The sequence below is a fragment of the Intestinimonas sp. UBA1698 genome (genome assembly GCF_002320075.1).
GTDB lineage: Bacteria > Bacillota > Clostridia > Oscillospirales > Oscillospiraceae > Intestinimonas > Intestinimonas massiliensis.
This window is the reverse complement of record NZ_DCJO01000044.1, coordinates 67,889-88,616: the sequence shown is the minus strand read 5'-3', so window position 1 is coordinate 88,616 and position 20,728 is coordinate 67,889. Positions and strand designations below refer to the sequence as shown.

18 protein-coding genes, 1 pseudogene and 1 CRISPR repeat array are annotated in these 20,728 nt (G+C 56.8%); of the genes and pseudogenes, 7 read left to right on the top strand and 12 right to left on the bottom strand.

The features are described 5' to 3' along the window. Positions 1-55: 55 nt before the first annotated feature. Positions 56-1,568: direct repeats of the CRISPR family, unit length 33 nt; unit sequence GTCGCGCCCCGCAAGGGGCGCGTGGATTGAAAT. A gap of 159 nt (positions 1,569-1,727) precedes the next feature. Further along, on the bottom strand, positions 1,728-2,864 hold the full coding sequence (locus B3H64_RS12020; RefSeq protein ID WP_050618381.1) for a protein kinase: 1,137 nt from the start codon (positions 2,862-2,864) through the stop codon (positions 1,728-1,730). Between the two features lie 89 nt (positions 2,865-2,953). Next, entirely contained in the window at positions 2,954-3,907 is a 954-nt protein-coding gene (locus B3H64_RS12015; RefSeq protein ID WP_286735322.1) for a DUF6076 domain-containing protein, read from the bottom strand. A 323-nt stretch (positions 3,908-4,230) separates the two neighbouring features. On the opposite strand from B3H64_RS12015, the gene B3H64_RS12010 reads away from it, so the two are divergent. Together B3H64_RS12010 and B3H64_RS12005 are read left to right on the top strand one after the other, a co-directional pair. Further along, positions 4,231-4,425, top strand: a complete 195-nt coding sequence (locus tag B3H64_RS12010; protein WP_050618379.1) for a hypothetical protein — start codon at positions 4,231-4,233, stop codon at positions 4,423-4,425. A 74-nt stretch (positions 4,426-4,499) separates the two neighbouring features. Then, a complete protein-coding gene (locus B3H64_RS12005; protein WP_286735319.1) occupies positions 4,500-6,137 on the top strand; it encodes a recombinase family protein in 1,638 nt (545 codons plus the stop codon). On the opposite strand, the pseudogene B3H64_RS12000 reads toward B3H64_RS12005, so the two are convergent. Continuing rightward, positions 6,092-6,286 (bottom strand): annotated as a pseudogene (locus tag B3H64_RS12000) (manganese catalase family protein); the annotation flags it as partial. The gene B3H64_RS12005 and the pseudogene B3H64_RS12000 sit on opposite strands and share 46 nt — an antisense overlap. Next, complete coding sequence (locus tag B3H64_RS11995; RefSeq protein ID WP_286735317.1) at positions 6,287-6,742, bottom strand: spore coat protein CotJB; 456 nt, start codon at positions 6,740-6,742, stop codon at positions 6,287-6,289. It lies immediately after the preceding pseudogene. A 216-nt stretch (positions 6,743-6,958) separates the two neighbouring features. Here B3H64_RS11995 and B3H64_RS11990 point away from each other — a divergent pair, with 216 nt between their 5' ends. From B3H64_RS11990 to B3H64_RS11980, 3 genes are all read left to right on the top strand, one after another. Continuing rightward, on the top strand, positions 6,959-7,678 hold the full coding sequence (locus B3H64_RS11990; protein ID WP_286735316.1) for an N-acetylmuramoyl-L-alanine amidase: 720 nt from the start codon (positions 6,959-6,961) through the stop codon (positions 7,676-7,678). A 25-nt stretch (positions 7,679-7,703) separates the two neighbouring features. Continuing rightward, a complete protein-coding gene (gene radA / locus B3H64_RS11985; RefSeq protein ID WP_286735315.1) occupies positions 7,704-9,077 on the top strand; it encodes a DNA repair protein RadA in 1,374 nt (457 codons plus the stop codon). Between the two features lie 247 nt (positions 9,078-9,324). Continuing rightward, entirely contained in the window at positions 9,325-10,341 is a 1,017-nt protein-coding gene (locus B3H64_RS11980; RefSeq protein ID WP_050618376.1) for a tyrosine-type recombinase/integrase, read from the top strand. Positions 10,342-10,363: 22 nt separating this feature from the next. On the opposite strand, the gene B3H64_RS11975 is transcribed toward B3H64_RS11980, so the two are convergent. Then, positions 10,364-10,915, bottom strand: a complete 552-nt coding sequence (locus B3H64_RS11975; RefSeq protein WP_050619584.1) for an amidase domain-containing protein — start codon at positions 10,913-10,915, stop codon at positions 10,364-10,366. An 86-nt stretch (positions 10,916-11,001) separates the two neighbouring features. On the opposite strand from B3H64_RS11975, the gene B3H64_RS11970 reads away from it, so the two are divergent. Continuing rightward, positions 11,002-11,652, top strand: coding sequence for an HAD family hydrolase (locus tag B3H64_RS11970; RefSeq protein ID WP_050618375.1), 651 nt, complete (start codon positions 11,002-11,004; stop codon positions 11,650-11,652). Between the two features lie 222 nt (positions 11,653-11,874). Here the strand turns inward: B3H64_RS11970 and fba are convergent, their stop codons facing one another. Next, positions 11,875-12,813: a class II fructose-1,6-bisphosphate aldolase gene (fba, locus tag B3H64_RS11965; protein ID WP_050618374.1), complete on the bottom strand. Its 939-nt coding sequence runs from the start codon at positions 12,811-12,813 to the stop codon at positions 11,875-11,877. Between the two features lie 158 nt (positions 12,814-12,971). Between fba and B3H64_RS11960 the strand changes: the two genes are divergently transcribed. Beyond that, positions 12,972-14,216 carry a 6-phosphofructokinase gene (locus tag B3H64_RS11960; RefSeq protein WP_050618373.1) on the top strand — a complete coding sequence of 415 codons (1,245 nt, stop codon included), beginning with the start codon at positions 12,972-12,974 and terminating at the stop codon, positions 14,214-14,216. Positions 14,217-14,319: 103 nt separating this feature from the next. Here B3H64_RS11960 and pfkA read toward each other — a convergent pair whose 3' ends face one another. The 6 genes from pfkA to B3H64_RS11930 form a co-directional block, all read right to left on the bottom strand. Then, positions 14,320-15,306: a 6-phosphofructokinase gene (gene pfkA / locus B3H64_RS11955; protein WP_050618372.1), complete on the bottom strand. Its 987-nt coding sequence runs from the start codon at positions 15,304-15,306 to the stop codon at positions 14,320-14,322. Between the two features lie 22 nt (positions 15,307-15,328). Next, positions 15,329-16,768, bottom strand: a complete 1,440-nt coding sequence (gene purB / locus B3H64_RS11950; RefSeq protein WP_050618371.1) for an adenylosuccinate lyase — start codon at positions 16,766-16,768, stop codon at positions 15,329-15,331. Between the two features lie 85 nt (positions 16,769-16,853). Beyond that, complete coding sequence (locus B3H64_RS11945) at positions 16,854-18,044, bottom strand: pyridoxal phosphate-dependent aminotransferase (protein ID WP_050618370.1); 1,191 nt, start codon at positions 18,042-18,044, stop codon at positions 16,854-16,856. Positions 18,045-18,234: 190 nt separating this feature from the next. Next, the gene (locus B3H64_RS11940) at positions 18,235-19,029 is read right to left on the bottom strand and encodes a type III pantothenate kinase (RefSeq protein WP_286735311.1); all 795 of its coding nucleotides are present in this window, start codon (positions 19,027-19,029) and stop codon (positions 18,235-18,237) included. A 127-nt stretch (positions 19,030-19,156) separates the two neighbouring features. Continuing rightward, positions 19,157-20,233 (bottom strand): 3-isopropylmalate dehydrogenase, encoded by a 1,077-nt coding sequence (leuB, locus tag B3H64_RS11935; protein WP_050618368.1) that lies wholly within the window; start codon positions 20,231-20,233, stop codon positions 19,157-19,159. Further along, a complete protein-coding gene (locus tag B3H64_RS11930; RefSeq protein ID WP_050618367.1) occupies positions 20,230-20,715 on the bottom strand; it encodes a 3-isopropylmalate dehydratase small subunit in 486 nt (161 codons plus the stop codon). The genes leuB and B3H64_RS11930 overlap by 4 nt, the downstream gene beginning before the upstream one ends. Positions 20,716-20,728 lie beyond the last annotated feature (13 nt).

Below are 20,728 nucleotides of genomic sequence, written 5' to 3'. Positions count from 1 at the left end.
AAGGGGCGCGTGGATTGAAATAAGGGCCAGAAAATCCAGGCTTATCCCATATGACGTCGCGCCCCGCAAGGGGCGCGTGGATTGAAATACCAGATATAGGAGGGAAAAGCAATGGAGTATATCGTCGCGCCCCGCAAGGGGCGCGTGGATTGAAATCCAACCGCAACGGGAGGGCGGCAGAACTCCGGGTCGTCGCGCCCCGCAAGGGGCGCGTGGATTGAAATGAAAAATTGAGGCAAAGAAAAGTGAAGTGACTGAGTCGCGCCCCGCAAGGGGCGCGTGGATTGAAATTCGTCCGGCAGGGCCTTTGCGGCCTCTGCCAGCGGTCGCGCCCCGCAAGGGGCGCGTGGATTGAAATGCGAGTTGCGTCCATCGAAGGCGATATGGCTTGCGTCGCGCCCCGCAAGGGGCGCGTGGATTGAAATAATCCGCCCCGTCTCCACAGGCCGCTGGTAGGCCGTCGCGCCCCGCAAGGGGCGCGTGGATTGAAATGTATTTGGAACGGCAATAATGCATGTGTGCTAAGTCGCGCCCCGCAAGGGGCGCGTGGATTGAAATATGCCGGCCTCTTCCGCCGCACCAGACCACATGGCGTCGCGCCCCGCAAGGGGCGCGTGGATTGAAATCCTAATCGTGCCCATCACGCGGTATATCAGAGAGGTCGCGCCCCGCAAGGGGCGCGTGGATTGAAATACGGGAGACGCGGCGGCGGGGGAGGTCTGGCGGGTCGCGCCCCGCAAGGGGCGCGTGGATTGAAATATCCCGCATGAGTATCAAAGCTACTGCATCCGCCGGTCGCGCCCCGCAAGGGGCGCGTGGATTGAAATCAAGTACCAAGACGCGATCAGCCAGATTGATGGACGTCGCGCCCCGCAAGGGGCGCGTGGATTGAAATGTATGGCAAAGTCTGAGGGCGATATCGCAACTCGTCGCGCCCCGCAAGGGGCGCGTGGATTGAAATCCATAAGCGAGGTGATTTAATATGGCAGAGACAGAAGTCGCGCCCCGCAAGGGGCGCGTGGATTGAAATGTCGTAGCCGCCGGAACGGGGAGCCCAGTTGACGGTCGCGCCCCGCAAGGGGCGCGTGGATTGAAATTCCCACGATCCGGCGAGGGGCAAGGCCACTACCGTCGCGCCCCGCAAGGGGCGCGTGGATTGAAATCTTAGCGGACATAGAGCGCATCGCCATCGTCACGTCGCGCCCCGCAAGGGGCGCGTGGATTGAAATTTGATAAATTGATATGCGATACGCAGTTTCCTATCGGTCGCGCCCCGCAAGGGGCGCGTGGATTGAAATCAGTAAGCGGGGTTAATGATGATACTGGCCCCGGCGTCGCGCCCCGCAAGGGGCGCGTGGATTGAAATGTCGTAAAGCGAGTCCCAATTATCTGATATGTATGTCGCGCCCCGCAAGGGGCGCGTGGATTGAAATAAGAAGGTTACCTTTTAGGCGGTAACTTGGTAACGTCGCGCCCCGCAAGGGGCGCTTGGGTTGAAATCGCTCAAGCGTCTGTGCCGCCGTCATCGCCTCTGAGTCGCGCCCTGCAAAGGGCGCATGGGTTGAAATAAACGTGATGCCGCCCTCAGAATGGTCAGACTGTCGCGCCCCGCAAGGGGCGCGACGATGCCTTATTAAGGGCATGGTCAAGCACATTTATAGTAGGAATGTAGTATATGAGAAAAGAGCAAGGCTGTTGGTAAATGAGCCAACAGCCTTGCTTTCATTTCATATGGTTAACAGCAATTTAACTCGTTTCTGCACCTGCTTCTCAATCATCCGCAGGCGCTTTTCAGGCAGATTATATCTGGAATGCTTCTTGAATTTGAATGTCAGAAGATGCCGCAGTTTTTCGTGCAGCTCCGGTGTCAGGACGCTTGCTGCTGTGCCGAGAAAATCATCGTACACGCTGGGGTACAGCGTTTTGATATATTCCTCCAGCGCGGCCTCGTCCGTCCATGCGTCCCCACCCGCAAAGTTAAAGAGGGAATTGCCGTGGTCAAACAGGGGAGCAGGGGAGACGATGGTATTCGTTCGATTACCGACCATCACGCCAAAGTTTCCAAAATGGCGGTCTACATTACAGATCACCGCGTCAAACACCAGCATTTCGTTCAGCGCATGGACAAACTCAGTTCCCAGCTTTTCGTAATATGCTTTAACGGCCTCCATGCCGCCCTTAGAAACGAGATGGCCGACAGGAAGGTAGGCATACTCTTTGCTAGTGAAAAGCTCGCAGGTGGAGCAGAGAACGCCTTTCCAACGGGATAAGCCGTAGGGAATTGCATGAAGGCCCATCGCAGCGGCGATTTGAGCGGCGTAAAACTCAGAATATGGTTCGTTGCCTGTATTGGCCGCACCCTCTGTGCCGCCCTTGTATAGATAAACCTTGCCGCCGACGCGACGCCAGCATTTGCGGAGCATTCCGTTGGTGGTAAACTCCGGGCTGGAGAACCGGGAGGGACGAATACTGCTGCCATAACCCGTAAAGGCTAGCTCGGCTAAAACATTGCTGAACGGGTTGTCATAGAGGTTGACTTTATCAAAAGGAATAGCATCGCCATCTTCAACAACCCAATAGCAATCGTTAAGCGATAGCCCTTTACAAACACTTATAATACTAAGCGGACGGTTGAGGTTTAAGCCGCATTTCGCCAAAAGATTATGAACATAGGCACGATTCTTCGGGATCGTGCGGCGGCGAAGCCAACGGCTCATTCCGTCCGGCGTAAGCGTCAAATCAAGCGGCAGAAATGCCGCTTTTTCTTCATTTGTCCAAAGAATTTGAATCTCCGGTTCGCTGGTATCCGTTGTCGCGGAGAATTTAACAAGCGGTTCATCGAACTGCTTTAGAATATAGTCCATGATAAATCCTCCTCAAAGCTGTCATTATTTTTGTTATCATACCACATAAGAGCTATGTTGAAAACATGAAAATTTCGTATTTCTTTCGTCTATTTTTCGCCTTTCTTCTTAGGGAGCTGCGTGAGTGTATCCAGTTCCTCATAGGTCAATTCACCGTTCACATAGCAATCTCGCGCATCCTCGGCCTGTGCTTTCCAAGTTTGAAACTCAGCATCCGTATAAATTGCCGGAGTACGGCGCACGCGCATATCATAGGTTTTAATTCGCTGTCGAATGAGCTTTAAGCCATTATCGGCAGCAATTTTCTTTTCATGTTTTTCCTTTATGGCAAGCTCTTTGCAGCTTTTTCCAGTATTGCCGACCAACCGATCACAGTAAAGAGCCTTGGATGAAAAGGGGATAAAGTAACGATGACAATATTCACACTTTTTCAATTCGATCCCTTGCTCGACCATTTCCAACAGTTCCGTCAGCAGCATTGCGCCTAAATCATCCGATCCCTCAATGCGGGCAAAACGGACGGACTTCGGCGGCTCTGTAATACGGTCTGCAATTAAGACCGGATCATAATTGCGTTCATCCACATACATCTTTCGTTCTGCGCGCATTTTCTGGTTTAGACCGGCGATCTTTGTGGCGATTTGGAAATCGCGGCTCATATAGAGTGCCAACCGCTGCTTGGCGTTCAAGTCAGAACGATCTAACAGAAGCACGGTATCAACAAAAGCAGAAAACTCTTTTTGCAGTTTCTCAAAGCCTGACAGCCGTTTATCAAATGCATCAGATAGGTTTTCTTCAAAAAATAAGGACTGCACAAATCGCTCCAAGAAAGGGTGTGCTGCAATCAGTTCATTTTTGACTTCAGTAATTGCCGCATTTTCCATCATAGGCGTTTGCCGTTCCCGCAATTTGGCACGCAAACGGTCAAAATCTGTGGACAAAAAGGTGATGAGAGCGGTTCCGAGCTGATATTCCACGGGCTTGAGGTCTGTTTCTACATATTCCTTTTTGCGGCCAAAACTCAAGCAATACAAAGCTCTCAAGGCTTTTCCTCCATTCGTTACCACAACTCCGCATGGCGTGTGGTATATCATTTGTAATGTAAATAGTTTACCACATATTGAAATCTCCGTCAACGCTTGCTATCATTTTTGTGGAGGTTGAAATTCAACAGAAACAATCTTTCACAAAATTGAATGACCGCCGGAGCATTTCTTTTTCGGGGAAGCAGGCCATGACCGTAAATAATGCGAGCGTGCCAAGAATGAGAAATCGAGTTTCCGTCAGGCTGGAAACCGCTTCTGGGAAAACGGCAAACAAGTTCACTGACCTCTCCGCATAATCTCAAAAGAAGGGAGGGGGCAGGATGGCAAGCAAGCCGGAGCTGTTACAGTACCAAGCGGCAGATGAGATCGGGCAGGACTTTCTTCTCGCATATCAGCGAGCCGTCCTGCTCTCCTTGCAGCAGCAAGGTATCCTCAACGAAACGCAGTTCAAAGACTGCGTACAAAAATTAGGGCAGCAGGTAAGAACAACAAACAAATCAAATTCTGTAAAGTAATAATACCTTTCAGTATTCGCACATTTGCAAAGGCATGATTTGAGCCGTATGATACCCACAAAGGAGGCGGTTCTATGTTACAGGTAGCGGCGTACTGCCGCGTATCCACTGATAAAGAGGATCAGGCGAACTCATTTGAAGCCCAGCAGCGCTATTTCCATGACTATATCGAGCGCCAGCCGGATTGGGAACTGCAAGGCATCTATGCCGACGAGGGCATCTCCGGAACATCTACTCGAAAGCGTGTGGAGTTCAATAAAATGCTGCACGCGGCGGAAATGGGGCAAATCGATTTGATCGTAACCAAGGAGGTCAGCCGATTTGCCCGCAATACGGTAGACGCGCTTCAGATCACCCGTGATTTGCTGAAAAGGAAGGTCGGCGTTCTGTTTCTTAGTGACAACATCGACACGAGAGACGACGACATAAACCTTCGGCTGGCGATGATGAGTACATTCGCGGAGGAAGAAAGCCGAAAGACTTCAAAACGCTCCAAGTGGGGACAAATGCGAAGTATGGAGCAAGGCGTCGTCTTTGGCGGTTCTCTGCTGGGATACGATGTGGTAGGCGGTAAAATGAGCATCAATCCAGAGGGAGCGGAAATTGTTCGGCTCATCTTCCATAAGTATCTGCAAGAGCGCAAGGGGTGCAGCACCATCGCAAAGGAACTGCGGGAGGCCGGCATTCTCAGCAGCAAGGGCAACTGTTTATGGTCGTCGGCCACGGTGACAAAAATTCTGAAAAACGAGAAATACTGTGGCGATCTGATTCAGAAAAAGACATATACTCCGGATGTGCTGACCCATGAAAAGAAATATAATCATGGAGATGAGCCGCTGGTAGAACTGAAAGACCACCATGAACCCATTATTGACCGTGAAACGTGGCAGGCGGTACAGCGGGAACTGTACCGCCGCAACACGGCAAAGGGCAGCGGGGGACACGGCAATCGTTACCCGCTGTCCGGCAAAATACGATGTGGTGAGTGCGGCAAGAGCTTCGTCAGCCGCACGAAAAAGCGCAAGGATGGCAGCAGCTATAAACGCTGGTGCTGTTTCACCGCCACCAACGAGGGCCTACGGCGCACCGACGGGGCAGGAAACCCGATGGGGTGCAGCGTGGGACGGCAGATACGGGATGACATAGCCATGGACATTCTGCGGCGCTCCGTGAACGCTGTGACGCTGGATAAGAAAGCCATCATATCGAACCTTACCCGCATCGTGGAGAGCGTTCTGGCGTCCGGTGAGGACAGCGGCGAACAGGAGCTGCGGCGGCTGGAGATTGAGCTTGAAAAGCTGCAAGCCCGTAATGACACGATCCATGACCGCTTTTTCGACGAGAGTATCTCCAAGGCCGACTTTCAGCGGGCCAAAGCTCGCTGTGAAGGCGAAATAAATCGGGTGCAGGAGAAAATCACCGCTATCAAGCAGAGACAGGCGTTGAACACTGATACACAGACCTTAAAACCGGACATCCGTTCCGCCATCACCGGCATTGTCAGCGGACGCACGGCAAATGATGCCTTTTATGGGCATTTGCTCCAACAGATGACTGTGTATCAGGACGGCAGGGTAGAGGTGGCTCTGAATTTACTGCCCGCCAAATGGACATATGTGCTGGACGGACTGGAAAAATACCGAGCAAAAATAGGGGCGCATAGTGCTTCTTCTGTGCCGATGTCGGTCAGTAGCCCCTTCAGCTCCGGATAGGGCATGGCGTACCGCTGACTCAGATAGCGCAGGGATGCGCCCAATTCTCCGTCTGGACCGCCGTACTGGGAAATAATTACAGACGCCAGCTTTGGGTTGGGAGTTTTAATTTTTACCGGATACTGGAGTTTTTTTTCATAGGCAAACATTTATTTCGTACCTCCTTCCTGGAAGTTCCAGGGCCAAGGGTCATTGAGCCAGGTGTAGGTTTTGCTCTCAGCGGTTTCACTGCGGAGTACGGGGCCGTGGTTGGCCACGTAGGCGGCTCTGGCTTCCTGTTCCATAGCAGTGTACTGACGGAAGAGTTCAAAGGCTTCCGCATCGTTGGGATGAGTATCCAGATAGAGCGCCAGCTCCTGGTTCACGAACTCCAGGGCCTGAAGCTCCGTCAGCGGCGTCACGGGCACGCTGGTGGCGGTAGCCTTGATGTGGAAAGGCAGATTCAGACCCGGGTAAAGCGTACCGTTGTTGAGCGCGTCGCTCTGTGAGTAACGCTTGGGGTTGGACTGCTGAAAGGGCACATAGGGAACAGCCAGAGGCGCGCACTCCGGCAAGATACCGCAGTTGTCGCCGCAGGCAGGCATAGTTCCGTTTTCCGGATTCAAGTGATGTTCCTCCTTCGAAGGTATTGAGCGAGAGCCCGCCGTACCGCGGCGGGAATCCCCTCCGTTCTATCATATGCGACAGGCAACGAAGTGGAACGCCCTTTTCAATCGTACAAATGTATGTTATAATCATTCCAATAACATATTGACGGGGACAGCCTCATAAAGTGCTGAGAGGGGGTGTCCGCGTTGAAAAAAGACAGCATGCAGAGAGGCTTGGCAATCTTACTCGTATTCGCGCTGGCCGTCAGCACCAGCTATTACCTGTTCCTATGGCCTGGACGGACCGTAGAGACGATGGCCCATCCGGGGCGCTTTGGGACGGAGACGGTGGTCATTGACGCAGGCCATGGCGGCGAGGACGGAGGAGCGGTCTCCAAGGCGGGGAACGTGGAGAGCCATGTGAATCTGGCAATCGCCACCCGCTTGGACCATATTTTGGGCCTGTTTGGGGCCAATGTCGTGATGCTACGCACGGAGGATGTCTCTCTCCACGATGACAGCGCCTCCACGCTGCGGGAAAAAAAGGTGTCTGATCTGCACAATCGGGTGGCGCGAATCGAGGCTACGCCGCATGCAACGCTGATCAGCATCCACCAGAATACCTATGATGGCAGCTCCAGATACCATGGTGCGCAGGTATTTTACGCCAATGGAGCTTTGAGCCTGCCGCTGGCCCAGTATACGCAGGAGGTCCTGCGCCGGGCGCTGGACCCGGAAAACAGCCGTCAGGCCACAAAAATCCCGGATTCCGTTTATCTGATGAGCCATATCTCCTGCCGGGCGATTCTTGTGGAGTGCGGCTTTTTATCCAATCCCTCGGAGGACGCCCTGCTGCAGACCAGCGGTTACCAGACAAAGATCGCTGCCGCATTGGCGGGGGCCTATTTGGGATTTGACCCAGAAGAGACGGCCGATATAAGCGAAGGGGCCTGAAGGCCCTAGGGAAGGGAAGACCCCTATGCCAAAAGCCAAGACGATTTTTTACTGTACGCAATGTGGAAATGAGATGCCGAAATGGGCGGGGAAATGTCCGGCCTGCGGAAGCTGGAATACCATTGTAGAGCAGCCCGCTGAACCCAGGAAAAAGGCGTCGGCCGGACAGCAGGGGGGCGGTATCCGCGGGGGGCTGCTGAACCGCCCCAAGCCGATGGCGGAGGTGGAGACCACCGACGAGCTGCGGTTTGAGACCGGACTTTCCGAACTGGACCGCGTCCTGGGCGGTGGGGCGGTGCAGGGCTCACTGGTGCTGGTGGGCGGTGCGCCCGGTATTGGAAAGTCCACCCTGATGCTGCAGATCTGCGACAACCTCTGCCGCTTTTCCAGGGTCCTGTATGTATCGGGTGAGGAGTCGGAGCGCCAGATCAAGCTGCGGGCGGAGCGCCTCCATATCCGCGGCGAGGGCCTCTATCTACTGGCGGAGACAAGCCTGGAGGACATCCTGGAGGCGGTGCAGGAGCAGAAACCGGACGTTCTCATCGTGGACTCGATCCAAACCATGTACAATGGGGAGCTACAGGCCTCGCCGGGTAGCGTCGGACAGGTCAAGGACTGTACCATGGCGCTGATGCAGTTGGCGAAGGGACAGGGCGTTACCGTGTTCGTGATCGGCCATGTGAACAAAGAGGGCTCCATCGCGGGCCCCAAGGTACTGGAGCATATGGTGGACTGTGTACTGTACTTTGAGGGGGAACCCCACATGTCCTACCGCATTCTCCGGGCAGCGAAAAATCGGTTTGGTGCTACCAATGAGATCGGCGTATTTGAAATGGAGGACAGCGGCTTGGCGGCGGTCCCCAATCCCTCTGAAGTGCTGCTGTCCGGCAGGCCGAAAGATGCGCCGGGAACCTGCGTGACCTGCGTTATGGAGGGTGTCCGGCCGGTTTTGGCTGAGGTGCAGGCCCTTTTGGCGCCCAGCGGATATGGAAACGCACGGAGGACCAGCAATGGATTTGATTATAACCGCGCCATGCTTCTGCTGGCGGTCCTGGAGAAGCGGGGAGGCCTGATGGTCAGCGGCTGCGACGCCTATTTGAATGTCATTGGCGGGCTCTATTTGGACGAGCCGGCTGCCGATCTGGCGGCTGTGATCGCAATGGCTTCCAGTTTCAGAGACAAGCCTGTGCCCGGCAGCCTGGCCGCAATCGGCGAGGTGGGGCTGACCGGAGAGCTGCGCTCGGTCAGCGCCTTGAGCCAGCGGCTGTCTGAGGTGCGGCGTCTGGGCTTCACCCAGTGCCTGATTCCGGCCAGAAACAACGCCAAGCTGGCCGAGCCGGATGGCCTACAGCTCATCCGAGTCCGAAATATTCGGGAGGCGCTCCGTGCGGTGCTGTAGCGGCCGGGAACCTGCGGCGGGCCTGGGCAGAAAATTCACGCAGGGGTCATGGGCGCAGGGCAGTCCGGCAGAGTCGGCGCGCGCCAGTGAGCAATATCCGTCTCGTTGGTGTACGCACGCACTGGTGCAGGCAATGAGACTCATACAAGATCCACTCCAATCAGATCAGAAGGGAGGCAAAACAACCTCCGAAATGAACTCAACAAAATAAAAATTTTGTTGAGTAGAGAGGGGGCTGAAGTCTGCCATGGACTATCGTACCGAAGCGCCTGCCATCATTCGTGACTTTTTGGTCTATCACGAGACGATCCAGGGCCACTCCAGAAAAACAGTCGATGAGTATTACCTGGATCTGCGGAACTTCTTCCGATTTATGAAAATTGAAAAAGGAAAAGCATCCCGGTCCGCGGAACTGGATGAGATCGCGATTGATGATGTGGATCTGGATTTGGTCCGCTCGGTAACCTTGACCGATGTCTACTCCTACATGAACTACCTCAGCCGCGACCGCGTCAGGCACGCCAACAGCCCGGGCGCCGGTTATGGGCTTGCTCCGGCCGCCCGCGCCCGAAAGATTGCCGCCATCCGCTCGTTTTATAAGTATCTCACCAACAAGGCAAAATTAATCGCGGAAAATCCCATGCAGGATCTGGACTCTCCCAGACTGAAAAAAACCCTTCCGCGCTATCTGGATCTCCACGAGAGTATCCAGCTTCTGGAAAGTGTGGATGCGCCAAACAAGGAGCGGGACTACTGCATTTTGACCCTCTTTTTGAACTGTGGACTTCGGATCTCCGAGTTAGTCGGCCTGAATCTAACGGATGTTCGAGGAGAACAGCTCAGAGTGCTGGGCAAAGGCAATAAAGAGCGGATGCTCTATTTGAACGACGCCTGTCAGGGGGCGATTGAGGACTGGCTGGCGGTCCGCAGCCATTTGGCTGCAGCGGATAAGAACGCCCTATTTCTGACCCGTAAGCATACCCGCATGACTACGGACGCAGTCCACTACATGGTTAAACAGCGGCTGAAAAAGGCGGGGCTGGACAGCAGCCAGTATTCCAGCCACAAGCTGCGCCATACGGCCGCCACGCTGATGCTCCAAAACGGCGTGGATGTACGGACCCTTCAGGAATTACTGGGCCATGAGCATTTGAATACCACCCAGATTTACACCCATGTGGACCGTGATGATTTGCGTCTGGCGGCCCGGGCCAATCCACTGGGAACGGTTAAAAAAAGATCTGTAAAACCCGAGAAGCCGTAAAAAAGGGACCACGGCCACCCCCTCAGACGGGCGGCCGTGGTCCCGGCATCTGCGGCCAGGGCTGGGGTGCATAGGCCCCTAAAATGTGGAGGAAGCGGATTTCCTGAAAGAAGTAACTGCTAACCGGCCGCCAGTCGGCATCATAGGAGTGGGCGGCGACCAGCGTATTGTCCAGTGTGGGAGGTTCTCCCATGGCCACAATGATCGGCGTGTGGCCAAAGGCCTCTTTGTTGAATCGGAACTGGATGAAATCGCCAGGCTCCAGGTGGTCTAAGGTGGTCTCAACACCAAAGGGGCCTGGACTGATCTCGTTCCGGGTGATAAAATTATAAAAATAGGCCACACCGGTCCAGGCAGGGGCTTTGTTGTTGGCATCAATGTAGTACCAGCCGTAAGTGGGCGTAAAATTCATGACGCCGGTACCGGCATAAAGGCACTGGGAGGCGAAATTGGTGCAGTCGCCGCCCAGCTCCTCATAATCGTAAAAGGCGGGGTTGCGGCTGAAGGCCCACTGATGCGCATAGCGCACGGCCGCTTTTCTGTCGTATGGAATGATGGGCAATGCCAAGGGCAGCTCCCTCCTTTCCAAGGTTCTGCTTTATCCTATGCGGGGAAAGCACTTTGGGGCCATAATTTTGTTTGGAGGGAATGGAGAGAAAAATGAGACGATTCGATACCGTGATCTTTGATTTAGACGGCACACTCCTGGACACGCTGGAGGACCTGGCGGACAGCACCAACTATGCCCTGCGTGAGAACGGGTTTCCCACCCGCAGTCTGGCGGAGGTGCGGCAGTTCGTGGGAAACGGCGTGGCGCGGCTGATCCATCTGGCTTTACCGGCGCGGGTTTCGCCGGAGCTGGAGGCAAAATGCCTGGAGACGTTTAAGGGCCATTACCGACTTCACATGCGGGATAAGACCGGGCCCTACCCCGGCGTCCCAGCCCTGCTGGAACGGCTTCAGGCAGATGGATTCCGCATGGCGGTGGTATCCAACAAACTCGATGACGCGGTCAAGACGCTGTGCGACCATTCGTTTGGGCCGCTGGTGCCGCTGGCCCTCGGAGAACGTCCGGGACTGCGGAAAAAGCCGGCTCCGGACCTGGTACTTCAGGCGCTCCGGGAACTGAAGGCGGAACCCACACGGGCCGTCTATGTGGGCGATTCCGAGGTCGATCTCCAGACGGCTCACAATGCCCATCTCCCCTGCCTATCCGTATCCTGGGGATTTCGAGACAGGGCATTTCTCCAGGAACAGGGCGCTGAAAGCATCGTGGACACGCCGGAGGAGCTGCTCCGGCTCTTGCTTTGAGTGCGGAGGCGCTGCAGGGATACTGGCCGTAATTGACCGGCACGGCGGATGCAGGGGAAAGGCTGACGCCGCCTCCCCCTCTCCTGGCTCCAGGGCCCCCTGGCCCGGCTGAACGCCCTCTTGCGTCGGACGATGCCTGCGACGGAGCGAAGCCGGCTGCTCAGGAGGTATCAAACAGCCGCCCCAGTGTCATTCTGCACCGGGGCGGCTGTTTGGCAGGTTTTACGCTTTGTGATCGCAGCCCAGGACGTCCACGATCTTATGAGCCACCAGCTCCTTGATGTTTGCGCGGGCGGGCTTGAGGTATTCGCGGGGATCAAATTTGTCAGGATGCTCGTTGAAGAACTGTCGGATGGTGCCCGTCATGGCCAGGCGCAAATCAGAGTCGATATTGATCTTGCATACGGACATGCGGGCGGCCTGGCGGAGCTGGTCCTCCGGCACGCCAATGGCGCCAGGCATATTGCCGCCATTCTCGTTGATCATCTTCACATACTCCTGGGGCACGGAGGAAGAGCCGTGGAGCACGATGGGGAAGCCGGGCAGGCGCTTGGATACCTCCTCCAGCACATCGAAACGGAGCTGGGGCTTGGTGCCGGGCTTAAACTTATAGGCGCCGTGGCTGGTGCCGATGGCAATGGCCAGGGAGTCACAGCCGGTCTTGGTGACGAACTCCTCCACCTCTTCGGGGTGCGTATAGGAGGAATCTTCAGCAGAGACCTTCACGTCATCCTCGATGCCGGCCAGGGTACCCAGCTCCGCCTCCACCACCACGCCGTGGTCGTGGGCGTATTCCACCACCTTTTTGGTGATTTCAATGTTTTCGGCAAAGGGCTTGGAAGAGGCGTCAATCATGACAGAGGTAAAGCCTCCGTCGATGCAGCTCTTGCAGGTCTCGAAGTCGGGACCGTGGTCCAGATGCAGGACGATGGGGATGTTGGGGCACTCGATCACGGCGGCCTCCACCAGCTTCACCAGATAGGTGTGGTTGGCATAGGCGCGGGCGCCCTTGGAGACCTGAAGGATCAGGGGGGCGCTCAGATCCCGGGCGGCCTCGGTGATGCCCTGCACGATTTCCATATTGTTGACATTGAAAGCACCGATGGCATAGCCGCCCTCATAGGCCTTCTTGAACATTTCGGTGGATGTGACCAGTGGCATAGCAGATCAACTCCTTTTTTATTTTGTAATTCAATTTTAACAGCAATAGTTGATAAATGCAAGAGGGTGTGCTATTATATTTAGGCAGAAACGACTTTCTAGCGAAAGCATTTTGAGAGGAAACGAAAAATACTATAATTGCGATAGGAGGATTTCATATGAGCGAATTGAAGGGCGCGTGCATCATCGGACAGTCCGGCGGCCCCACCGCCGTCATCAATGCCAGTGTGCAGGGTGCTATCCAGGCGGCTCTGGAGGCTGACTGCATCACCCGCGTGCTGGGCGCAGCCCATGGCATCAAGGGCGTGCTGGAGGACCGGCTGTACGACATGGGGCAGGAGGAACCGACGGAACTGGAGCTGCTGCAGAACACCCCCTCCTCTGCCCTGGGCTCCTGCCGGTATAAGCTGGCCGACCCCGACGTGGACGACACGGACTACAAGCGCATTCTGGAGATTTTCCAGAAATATAATGTGCGCTATTTCTTCTATAACGGCGGCAACGATTCCATGGACACCTGCAACAAGATCTCCAAGTATATGCAGAAGGTGGGCTATGAATGCCGCATTATGGGGATTCCCAAGACCATTGACAACGATCTGAACGGCACGGATCACTGCCCGGGGTTCGCTAGCGCCGCCAAGTATATCTCCACCTCCTGCATGGAGGTCTGGCAGGACGCACATGTCTATGATACCGGCATGATTACCGTGGTGGAGATCATGGGCCGCCATGCCGGCTGGCTGGCTGGCTCCGCCGCTTTGGCTACCTGGGCCGGGTTCGGGCCGGACCTCATCTACCTGCCCGAGACCGACTTCGACATGGAGCGGTTCATCGCGGATGTAGAGGATATCTATCGCCGGACCGGAAAATGTATGATTGCGGTATCTGAGGGCATCCACTACGCCGACGGCACGTTTGTGTCCGAGGCCAAGACCTCTGCGACCGACGGCTTTGGCCACGCTCAACTGGGCGGGCTGGCCACGATGCTGGCCGAAGTGGTGAAGCAACGGACCGGCGCCAAGGTCCGGGGCATTGAGCTCTCTCTGCTTCAGCGCTGCGGTTCTCACCTGGCCTCTCAGGCCGACGTGGAGGAGGCTAAGCTGGCCGGCCGGGTGGCGGTGGAGTCCGCCGTGGCCGGCGTGACCGACAAGATGGTGGCGTTCGAATGCCTGCGGGCCGGAGAGCGGTATGAGTGCAGAACCGTGCTCCAGCCGTTGGATATCGTGGCCAATTTTGAAAAAAAGGTGCCACGCGAGTGGATCAATGAGGCGGGCAATGGCATTGAGCAGCCCTTCATTGACTATGTACTGCCGCTGATCCAGGGAGAACCGGAGCGCCCCAGAGAGCACTCCCTCCCCCGCTTTGCAAGGTTGAAAAAGGTTCTCACCACAGAGATGTGATCCCAAACGGCACGGTCGTTCGATGGGCGAACAAAAGTGCAGGGTATGACTTTTCCATACCCTGCACTTTTCTCTTTTATGGACACCCGGCTTTGGCTTTTGATCATTCCGCCCCCACGCCGGTCAGGGCGCGCATAACGGTATAGGTCTGCTCATTGAGATCTTTTTTCATTTTGAGGGCCTCCGTGATGTCGTAATCCACATAGGTCTCACCCTGAACGCAGACGACGCGGTTGGTCTTTCCCTCCGCCAACAGGCGAACAGCTTCATAGCCCATATAGGTGGCCACCACCCGGTCGCGGACCGAGGGGGCTCCGCCTCGCTGGACGTGTCCCAGTACCGTGACCCGGGTATCGAGAGAAGTGGCCTCTGTGATGTGCTTGGCTACATCGTAGGCACTGGCCACGCCTTCGGCCACGATGACCATGAAGTGTGTCCGGCCGCCCAAGCGGGCCCGACGGATGGGTTCAATGACATCCCGCTCAAAATCCACCTTCCGCTCCGGCACCAGCACGCAGGTGGCCCCGCAGGCCACGCCCACATAGAGAGCCAGGTGCCCCGCGCGGCGCCCCATTACTTCCACCACCGAGCAGCGCTCATGGGACTGCATGGTGTCGCGCAGTTTATCGATGGAGTCCAGGGCAGTATTGCAAGCGGTGTCAAACCCGATGGTATAGGTGGAGCAGGCAATGTCATTGTCGATGGTACCGGGTACGCCTACCACGGAGATTCCCAGCCGGGAGAGCTCCAGAAGACCGCGGAAGGTGCCGTCGCCGCCGATGCCGACAAGGCCCTCCAAGCCCAGCAGCTTACAGGTGGCCGCTGCTTTCTCCTGACCGGCCTCCCCGCGGAATTCTTCACTCCGGGCGGAGTAGAGCATGGTGCCGCCCCGGCGGCTCAGGCCGCTGACGCTTTCAAAATTCAAAGGGGTGAAGTCTCCTGTAATCAGGCCGTGATACCCCCTGCGGATACCAATACACTCAATACCCATGTGCAGAGAGGTGCGGACCACGGAACGGATTGCGGCGTTCATACCGGGCGCGTCACCGCCGCTGGTAAACACGCCGATACGGCGTACTGCACTTGCCATACTGCTGACCTCCTTATTTCATTTAGACCTTTAATTCCACACTGCCGGTGCTCAAGGCCTCCGCATGGCGCGCCAGGACCGGCTTCACGCTGCCCTCCAGGAACTCCGTCACCTGCTCCGGGCAGCGGCCGATATAGCGGGAGGGCTCGAGATGGGCGGTAAGCGCTTCCCTGTTCATGCCAAACATGGGGTCCGCGGCGATGAGCTCGATCAGATTATTGGACAGGCCAAGCTCCTTTACATTCCGCCCCGCCTCCTGGGAGAGGACCCGGATGCGCTCATGGAGGGCCTGCCGGTCGCCGCCCCGCTTCACCGCGTCCATCATGATGTTTTCCGAAGCCATGAACGGCAGCTCTTCCAGGATGTGCTTTTCGATGACCTTTTCATGGACCACCAGACCCGACACCACGTTTTCATAGATATTGAGGATGGCATCTACCGCCAGGAAGGCCTCGGGGACCGAGATGCGCTTGTTGGCAGAGTCATCCAATGTGCGCTCAAACCATTGGGTGGAGGCTGTGACCGCAGGATTGAGGGCATCCACCATCACGTACCGGGCCAGGGAGCAGATGCGCTCCGAGCGCATGGGGTTGCGCTTGTAAGGCATGGCGGAGGAGCCGATCTGATTTTTCTCAAAGGGCTCCTCCACCTCCTTCAGGTGACACAGAAGCCGCAGATCGGTGGCAAATTTACTGGCCGACTGGGCAATCCCGGACAGGGTGGCCAGAACGGCGGCATCCACCTTGCGGGAGTAGGTCTGACCACATACGGGTACAGTGGATGTAAAGCCCATCTCCTTCGCAATTTTGCGGTCCAGCTCCAGCACTTTCTCATGGTCGCCCTCAAAGAGTTCCAGAAAGCTGGCCTGGGTACCGGTGGTCCCCTTTACGCCACGGAGCGGAAGCCGGTCGATCCGGTACTCCACCTCATCCAAATCCATCAGCAGCTCATTCATCCAGAGGGTGGCCCGTTTTCCCACGGTGACAAGCTGTGCAGGCTGAAAGTGAGTAAAACCAAGGGTCGGAAGGGATTTATACTTGTCGGAAAAATCGGCCAAAACCGCCAGCACACGTACCAGCTTATCCCGGATGAGTCCAAGGCCCTCCCGCATAAGGATGAGGTCGGTATTGTCGCCGACATAACAACTGGTGGCGCCCAGGTGGATAATGGGCATAGCCTTGGGGCACTGCTCTCCATAGGCATGAATGTGGGCCATCACGTCGTGGCGGAGCTTCTTTTCCCACTGGGCGGCGGAGTCGTAATTGATGTCGTCCAGATGGGCTTCCAGCTCGGCCACCTGTTCGGCGGTGACTGGGAGGCCCAGTTCCATCTCTCCCCTGGCCAAGGCCACCCACAGGCGCCGCCAGGTTGAAAACTTTTTGTCAGCGGAAAACAGCCGGAGCATTTCATCGCTGGCATACCGGGAGGACAGCGGGCTTTCATAGGTACTGGTGTTACTCATGGGTCCACCTCGTCTTCAAAAATTCAAACACAGGATACCACAAAAACGGAGCGGACACAAGGTCCGCTCCGTTTTTCAGCGGGGTTTATTCCGCCAGGAACTTTTCCAGGCGGTTCAGGCCTTCGTCGATGTTTTGCAGGGAGGTGGCATAGGACCAGCGGACAAAGTTGGGAGCGCCAAAGCCGGTACAGGGCACCGTGGCGACCAGCCCATGCTTCAGGAAGGCATCGGCAAAATCGTCGGCATCCCGGATGAATACCCCGTGGAGGGTCTTCCCCACCAACTGCTCCAGATTCATCATAATATAGAAGGCGCCCTCGGGCTTCAGACAGCTCACGCCGGGGATCCGGTTCATCCGCTCCACCAGATGGTCGCGGCGGGCCTCAAAGGCGGAGGTCATGGTGTCCACCGTGTCCTGGGGACCAATGAGAGCTTCCACGGCGGCTTTCTGGGCGATGGAACAGGGGGCGGCGGTGGAGTGACTGAGGTAGTTGGACATGACCTTGGCGATCTGCTCGTTGGCGGCAGCATAGCCGATCCGCCAGCCCGTCATGGCATAGGACTTGGACACGCCGTTGATCAGGACGGTGCGCTCCTTGACCTCCTCGCTCACAGATGGGAAGCTGGTAAAGGTTTTTCCGTCGTAAATCAGATGATAATAAATCTCGTCGGCAATGACATAGATGTCCTTTTCCACGCAGACCCGGCCGATGGCCTGAAGCTCTTCCCTGCTGTAGACCATGCCCGTGGGGTTGGAGGGGTTGTTCAGGATCAGGGCTTTGGTCCTGGGCGTGATGGCGGCGGAGAGCTGCTCGGCTGTCAGCTTGAAGTGACTGGCTTCGGTCGCATCCAGCACCACCGGAACCGCGCCCACCATTCTGATCAGCTCGTAGTAGCTCACCCAGAACGGCGCGGGCAGGATGATCTCGTCCCCAGGGTTCACCAGCGTCTGGAGCGCGATATACAAGGCGTGCTTGGCTCCGCTGGCAGCCACAATTTGTGCGGGCTTATAGTCCAGATCACAGTCGGCCTTGAGCCGGGCGCAGATGGCTTGGCGCAGCTCCATGATGCCAGAGGCGGGGGTATAGCGGGTAAAGTTGTCACGGATGGCGGCGATACCGGCCTCCTTGATGTTATCAGGCGTATTAAAATCGGGCTCACCGGCGCCGAAACCGATCACATCAATGCCGTCAGCCTTCATCTGCTTGAACAGGGCGTCAATGGCCAATGTCGTGGATGCGCGGACAGCCTGTGCGGTTTGGGACAACTCTTTCATAACAAACTCCTCCAGCTTGCGATTAAAATCACTATGACACATTATATGACGCAACTTGCAGAATTGCAAGTACAAATCCCGTTGAAGCCCAAAATTTTGAATGACAGTTTGACGTATAGTTCATGCAAAATGCAAAAAAGGGGCCGCCGCAGATGTCCGCAGCGGCCCCTTTGGGGTCCAAATGCAAGAGTCAGGATTTTTTTTGCTTGGCTTCGATGTTTTTGCGGTATACGAGGTGAAGGCCGTCCAGAAGCAGATCGGCATCGTAGAGGATGTCACGCTTGCACTCTCTGAGGACGGCCAGCGTGTTGCCGCCGGTGGCGACAACGGCCGCAGCCGGAGCGCTGGCATCCTCCAGGCGCTGGATCATACCGTCGATCATGCTGGCATTGCCGTAGACCACGCCGGAGCGCATGGCGTCCACCGTATTGTGGCCGAAGATTGAAGGCGGCTGGACGATGGAGATATGGGGCAGCTCGGCCGCCCGCTCTGACAGAGCTTCCAGGGAGACCCGAATCCCCGGCATGATGACGCAGCCCTCGTAGGTATTGCCCCGCAGGTAGGACATGGTGACGGCGGTCCCCATGTCGATGACGATGACCGGGGAGGGATACTTGGCGATGGCGGCCACGGAGCAGGCCACGATATCGCTGCCCATCTGAGTATGGATGTCGGATTTGATATTAAGCCCCGTCTTGACCCCGGGGCCCATGACCATTGGGGCCTTGCCGGTGAGCATCCGGATTGCCTTAAACATGGCGCCTGTGACCGAGGGGACCACGCTGGACATAATCGCGCCTGTGACGGCCTGGATGTCCGCCTGATAGAGTGTGAATACCCCCATTAGGCTGATGGCGCACTGATCCTGGCTGGTATTGCGGCTGGTGGCCAGGTCGGAGCGAAACCGCAGCTTGCCGTCCGGACCATACAGACCGATACTTGTGGTGGAATTTCCAATGTCAATGGTCAGAACCAATTGCGCCACGCCCCTTCTTGCTCGTAAGCTGATTTTAACAGAAAGCCGACCTTCTTGCAAGTGCGGGCCTTCCTCTTTCCATCATCCATATGCGGGAACAGCGCCGGTTTTTCCGGCGCTGTTCCCTGGAATGGGTCTAGATATGCTCCCGGATCAACTGCCCCATCTTTTTGGTCCCGATGGGGACGACGCCGGGCCCGGCAATGTCGGGGGTCCGCCAGCCCTCGGCCAGGACCGCGTCCACCGCGCGCTCGATGACGGCGGCCTCGTCGGGCTTCTGGAAGGAGTAACGGAACATCATGGCCACGGACAGGATGGTGGCGATGGGATTGGCCTTGTCCTGGCCGGCGATATCCGGCGCGGAGCCATGGATGGGCTCATAGAGGCCGGGGGCGGTATCTCCGATGGAGGCGGAGGGCAGCAGGCCGATGGAGCCGGTGACCATAGACGCCTCGTCCGAGAGTATGTCGCCGAACATATTCTCGGTGACCACCACGTCGAACTGACCGGGGTCCCGGACCAACTGCATGGCGCAGTTGTCCACCAGAACATCTTCATAGGCCACATCCGGGTACTCCTCCGCCAGCCGGTGCATGACCGACCGCCACAGACGGGAGGTCTCCAGCACATTGGCCTTGTCCACGCTGGACACCTTTTTGCGGCGGAGGCGGGCCAGCTCGAAGGCCCGGCGGCCGATCCGCTCGATCTCATACTCCGAGTAGGCCATCCGGTCGGCGGCCTCCATGCCCCGGTTCGCGGTCTGGTACTTCTCGCGCTGGCCAAAGTAGATGCCGCCGGTGAGCTCACGGACCATCATCAGGTCGATCCCCTTTTCCGCCGTCTCCTTTTTCAACGGGCAGGCGTCGGCCATAGCGGGCCGAAGGGTGGCCGGACGCAGGTTGGCATACAGGCCCAGGTCTTTTCGGATGGCCAGCAGTGCCGTCTCGGGGCGCTGCTCAGCGGGCTTATCGGAGCCCCACCTGGGCCCCCCCACTGCGCCCAGAAGCACCGCGTCGCAGGCCCTGCACTGATCTGCGGTGCCGTCCGGGTAGCTCTTCCCCACCGCATCCGTGGCGCAGCCGCCCAGCAGCACGTCCACAAATTCATAGGTGTGGCCGAACTTTTTCCCCACGGCCTCCAGGACGCCTACCGCTTCGTTGACCACTTCCGGGCCGATGCCGTCGCCCCGGATCAGAGCGATCTGATACTTCATTTTGCCACACCTCTCGCTTTCAGAGACTTGAGCAGACCGCCGCTCTCAATGATGCCGTCGATAAAGGCCGGGAAAGGAGCGGCCTGGAAGGTCCTGCCCTGGGTCTCGTCGGTGATGACGCCGGTTTTGAAATCCACACGCACGGCATCACCGGGCAGGATGGCCGCCGCGGCCTCCTGGCACTCCAGAATGGGAAATCCGATATTGATGGCGTTGCGGTAGAAGATGCGGGCAAAGGAAGCGGCGATGACGCACTTCACGCCGCAGGCCTTGATGGCCAGAGGGGCGTGCTCACGGGAGGAGCCGCAGCCGAAGTTGGCTCCGGCCACCATGATGTCCCCCAGCTCCACCGTGGAGGAGAACTGGGCGTCGATGTCCTCCATGCAGTGGGAGGCCAGGGACTTTTCGTCTGGGGCGTTCAGATAGCGGGCCGGGATGATGACATCGGTATCTACGTTGTCTCCATATTTGTAAACGTTCATAGCATGACACCTC

Coding starts and splice junctions, on each gene's coding strand:
- B3H64_RS11930 (WP_050618367.1), bottom strand. CDS start 20,715: ATGAACGTTTACAAATATGGAGACAACGTAGATACCGATGTCATCATC.
- B3H64_RS11980 (WP_050618376.1), top strand. CDS start 9,325: ATGGACTATCGTACCGAAGCGCCTGCCATCATTCGTGACTTTTTGGTC.
- B3H64_RS12010 (WP_050618379.1), top strand. CDS start 4,231: ATGGCAAGCAAGCCGGAGCTGTTACAGTACCAAGCGGCAGATGAGATC.
- purB (WP_050618371.1), bottom strand. CDS start 16,768: ATGAGTAACACCAGTACCTATGAAAGCCCGCTGTCCTCCCGGTATGCC.
- leuB (WP_050618368.1), bottom strand. CDS start 20,233: ATGAAGTATCAGATCGCTCTGATCCGGGGCGACGGCATCGGCCCGGAA.
- pfkA (WP_050618372.1), bottom strand. CDS start 15,306: ATGGCAAGTGCAGTACGCCGTATCGGCGTGTTTACCAGCGGCGGTGAC.
- B3H64_RS12020 (WP_050618381.1), bottom strand. CDS start 2,864: ATGGACTATATTCTAAAGCAGTTCGATGAACCGCTTGTTAAATTCTCC.
- radA (WP_286735315.1), top strand. CDS start 7,704: ATGCCAAAAGCCAAGACGATTTTTTACTGTACGCAATGTGGAAATGAG.
- B3H64_RS11960 (WP_050618373.1), top strand. CDS start 12,972: ATGAGCGAATTGAAGGGCGCGTGCATCATCGGACAGTCCGGCGGCCCC.
- fba (WP_050618374.1), bottom strand. CDS start 12,813: ATGCCACTGGTCACATCCACCGAAATGTTCAAGAAGGCCTATGAGGGC.
- B3H64_RS11945 (WP_050618370.1), bottom strand. CDS start 18,044: ATGAAAGAGTTGTCCCAAACCGCACAGGCTGTCCGCGCATCCACGACA.
- B3H64_RS12005 (WP_286735319.1), top strand. CDS start 4,500: ATGTTACAGGTAGCGGCGTACTGCCGCGTATCCACTGATAAAGAGGAT.
- B3H64_RS11970 (WP_050618375.1), top strand. CDS start 11,002: ATGAGACGATTCGATACCGTGATCTTTGATTTAGACGGCACACTCCTG.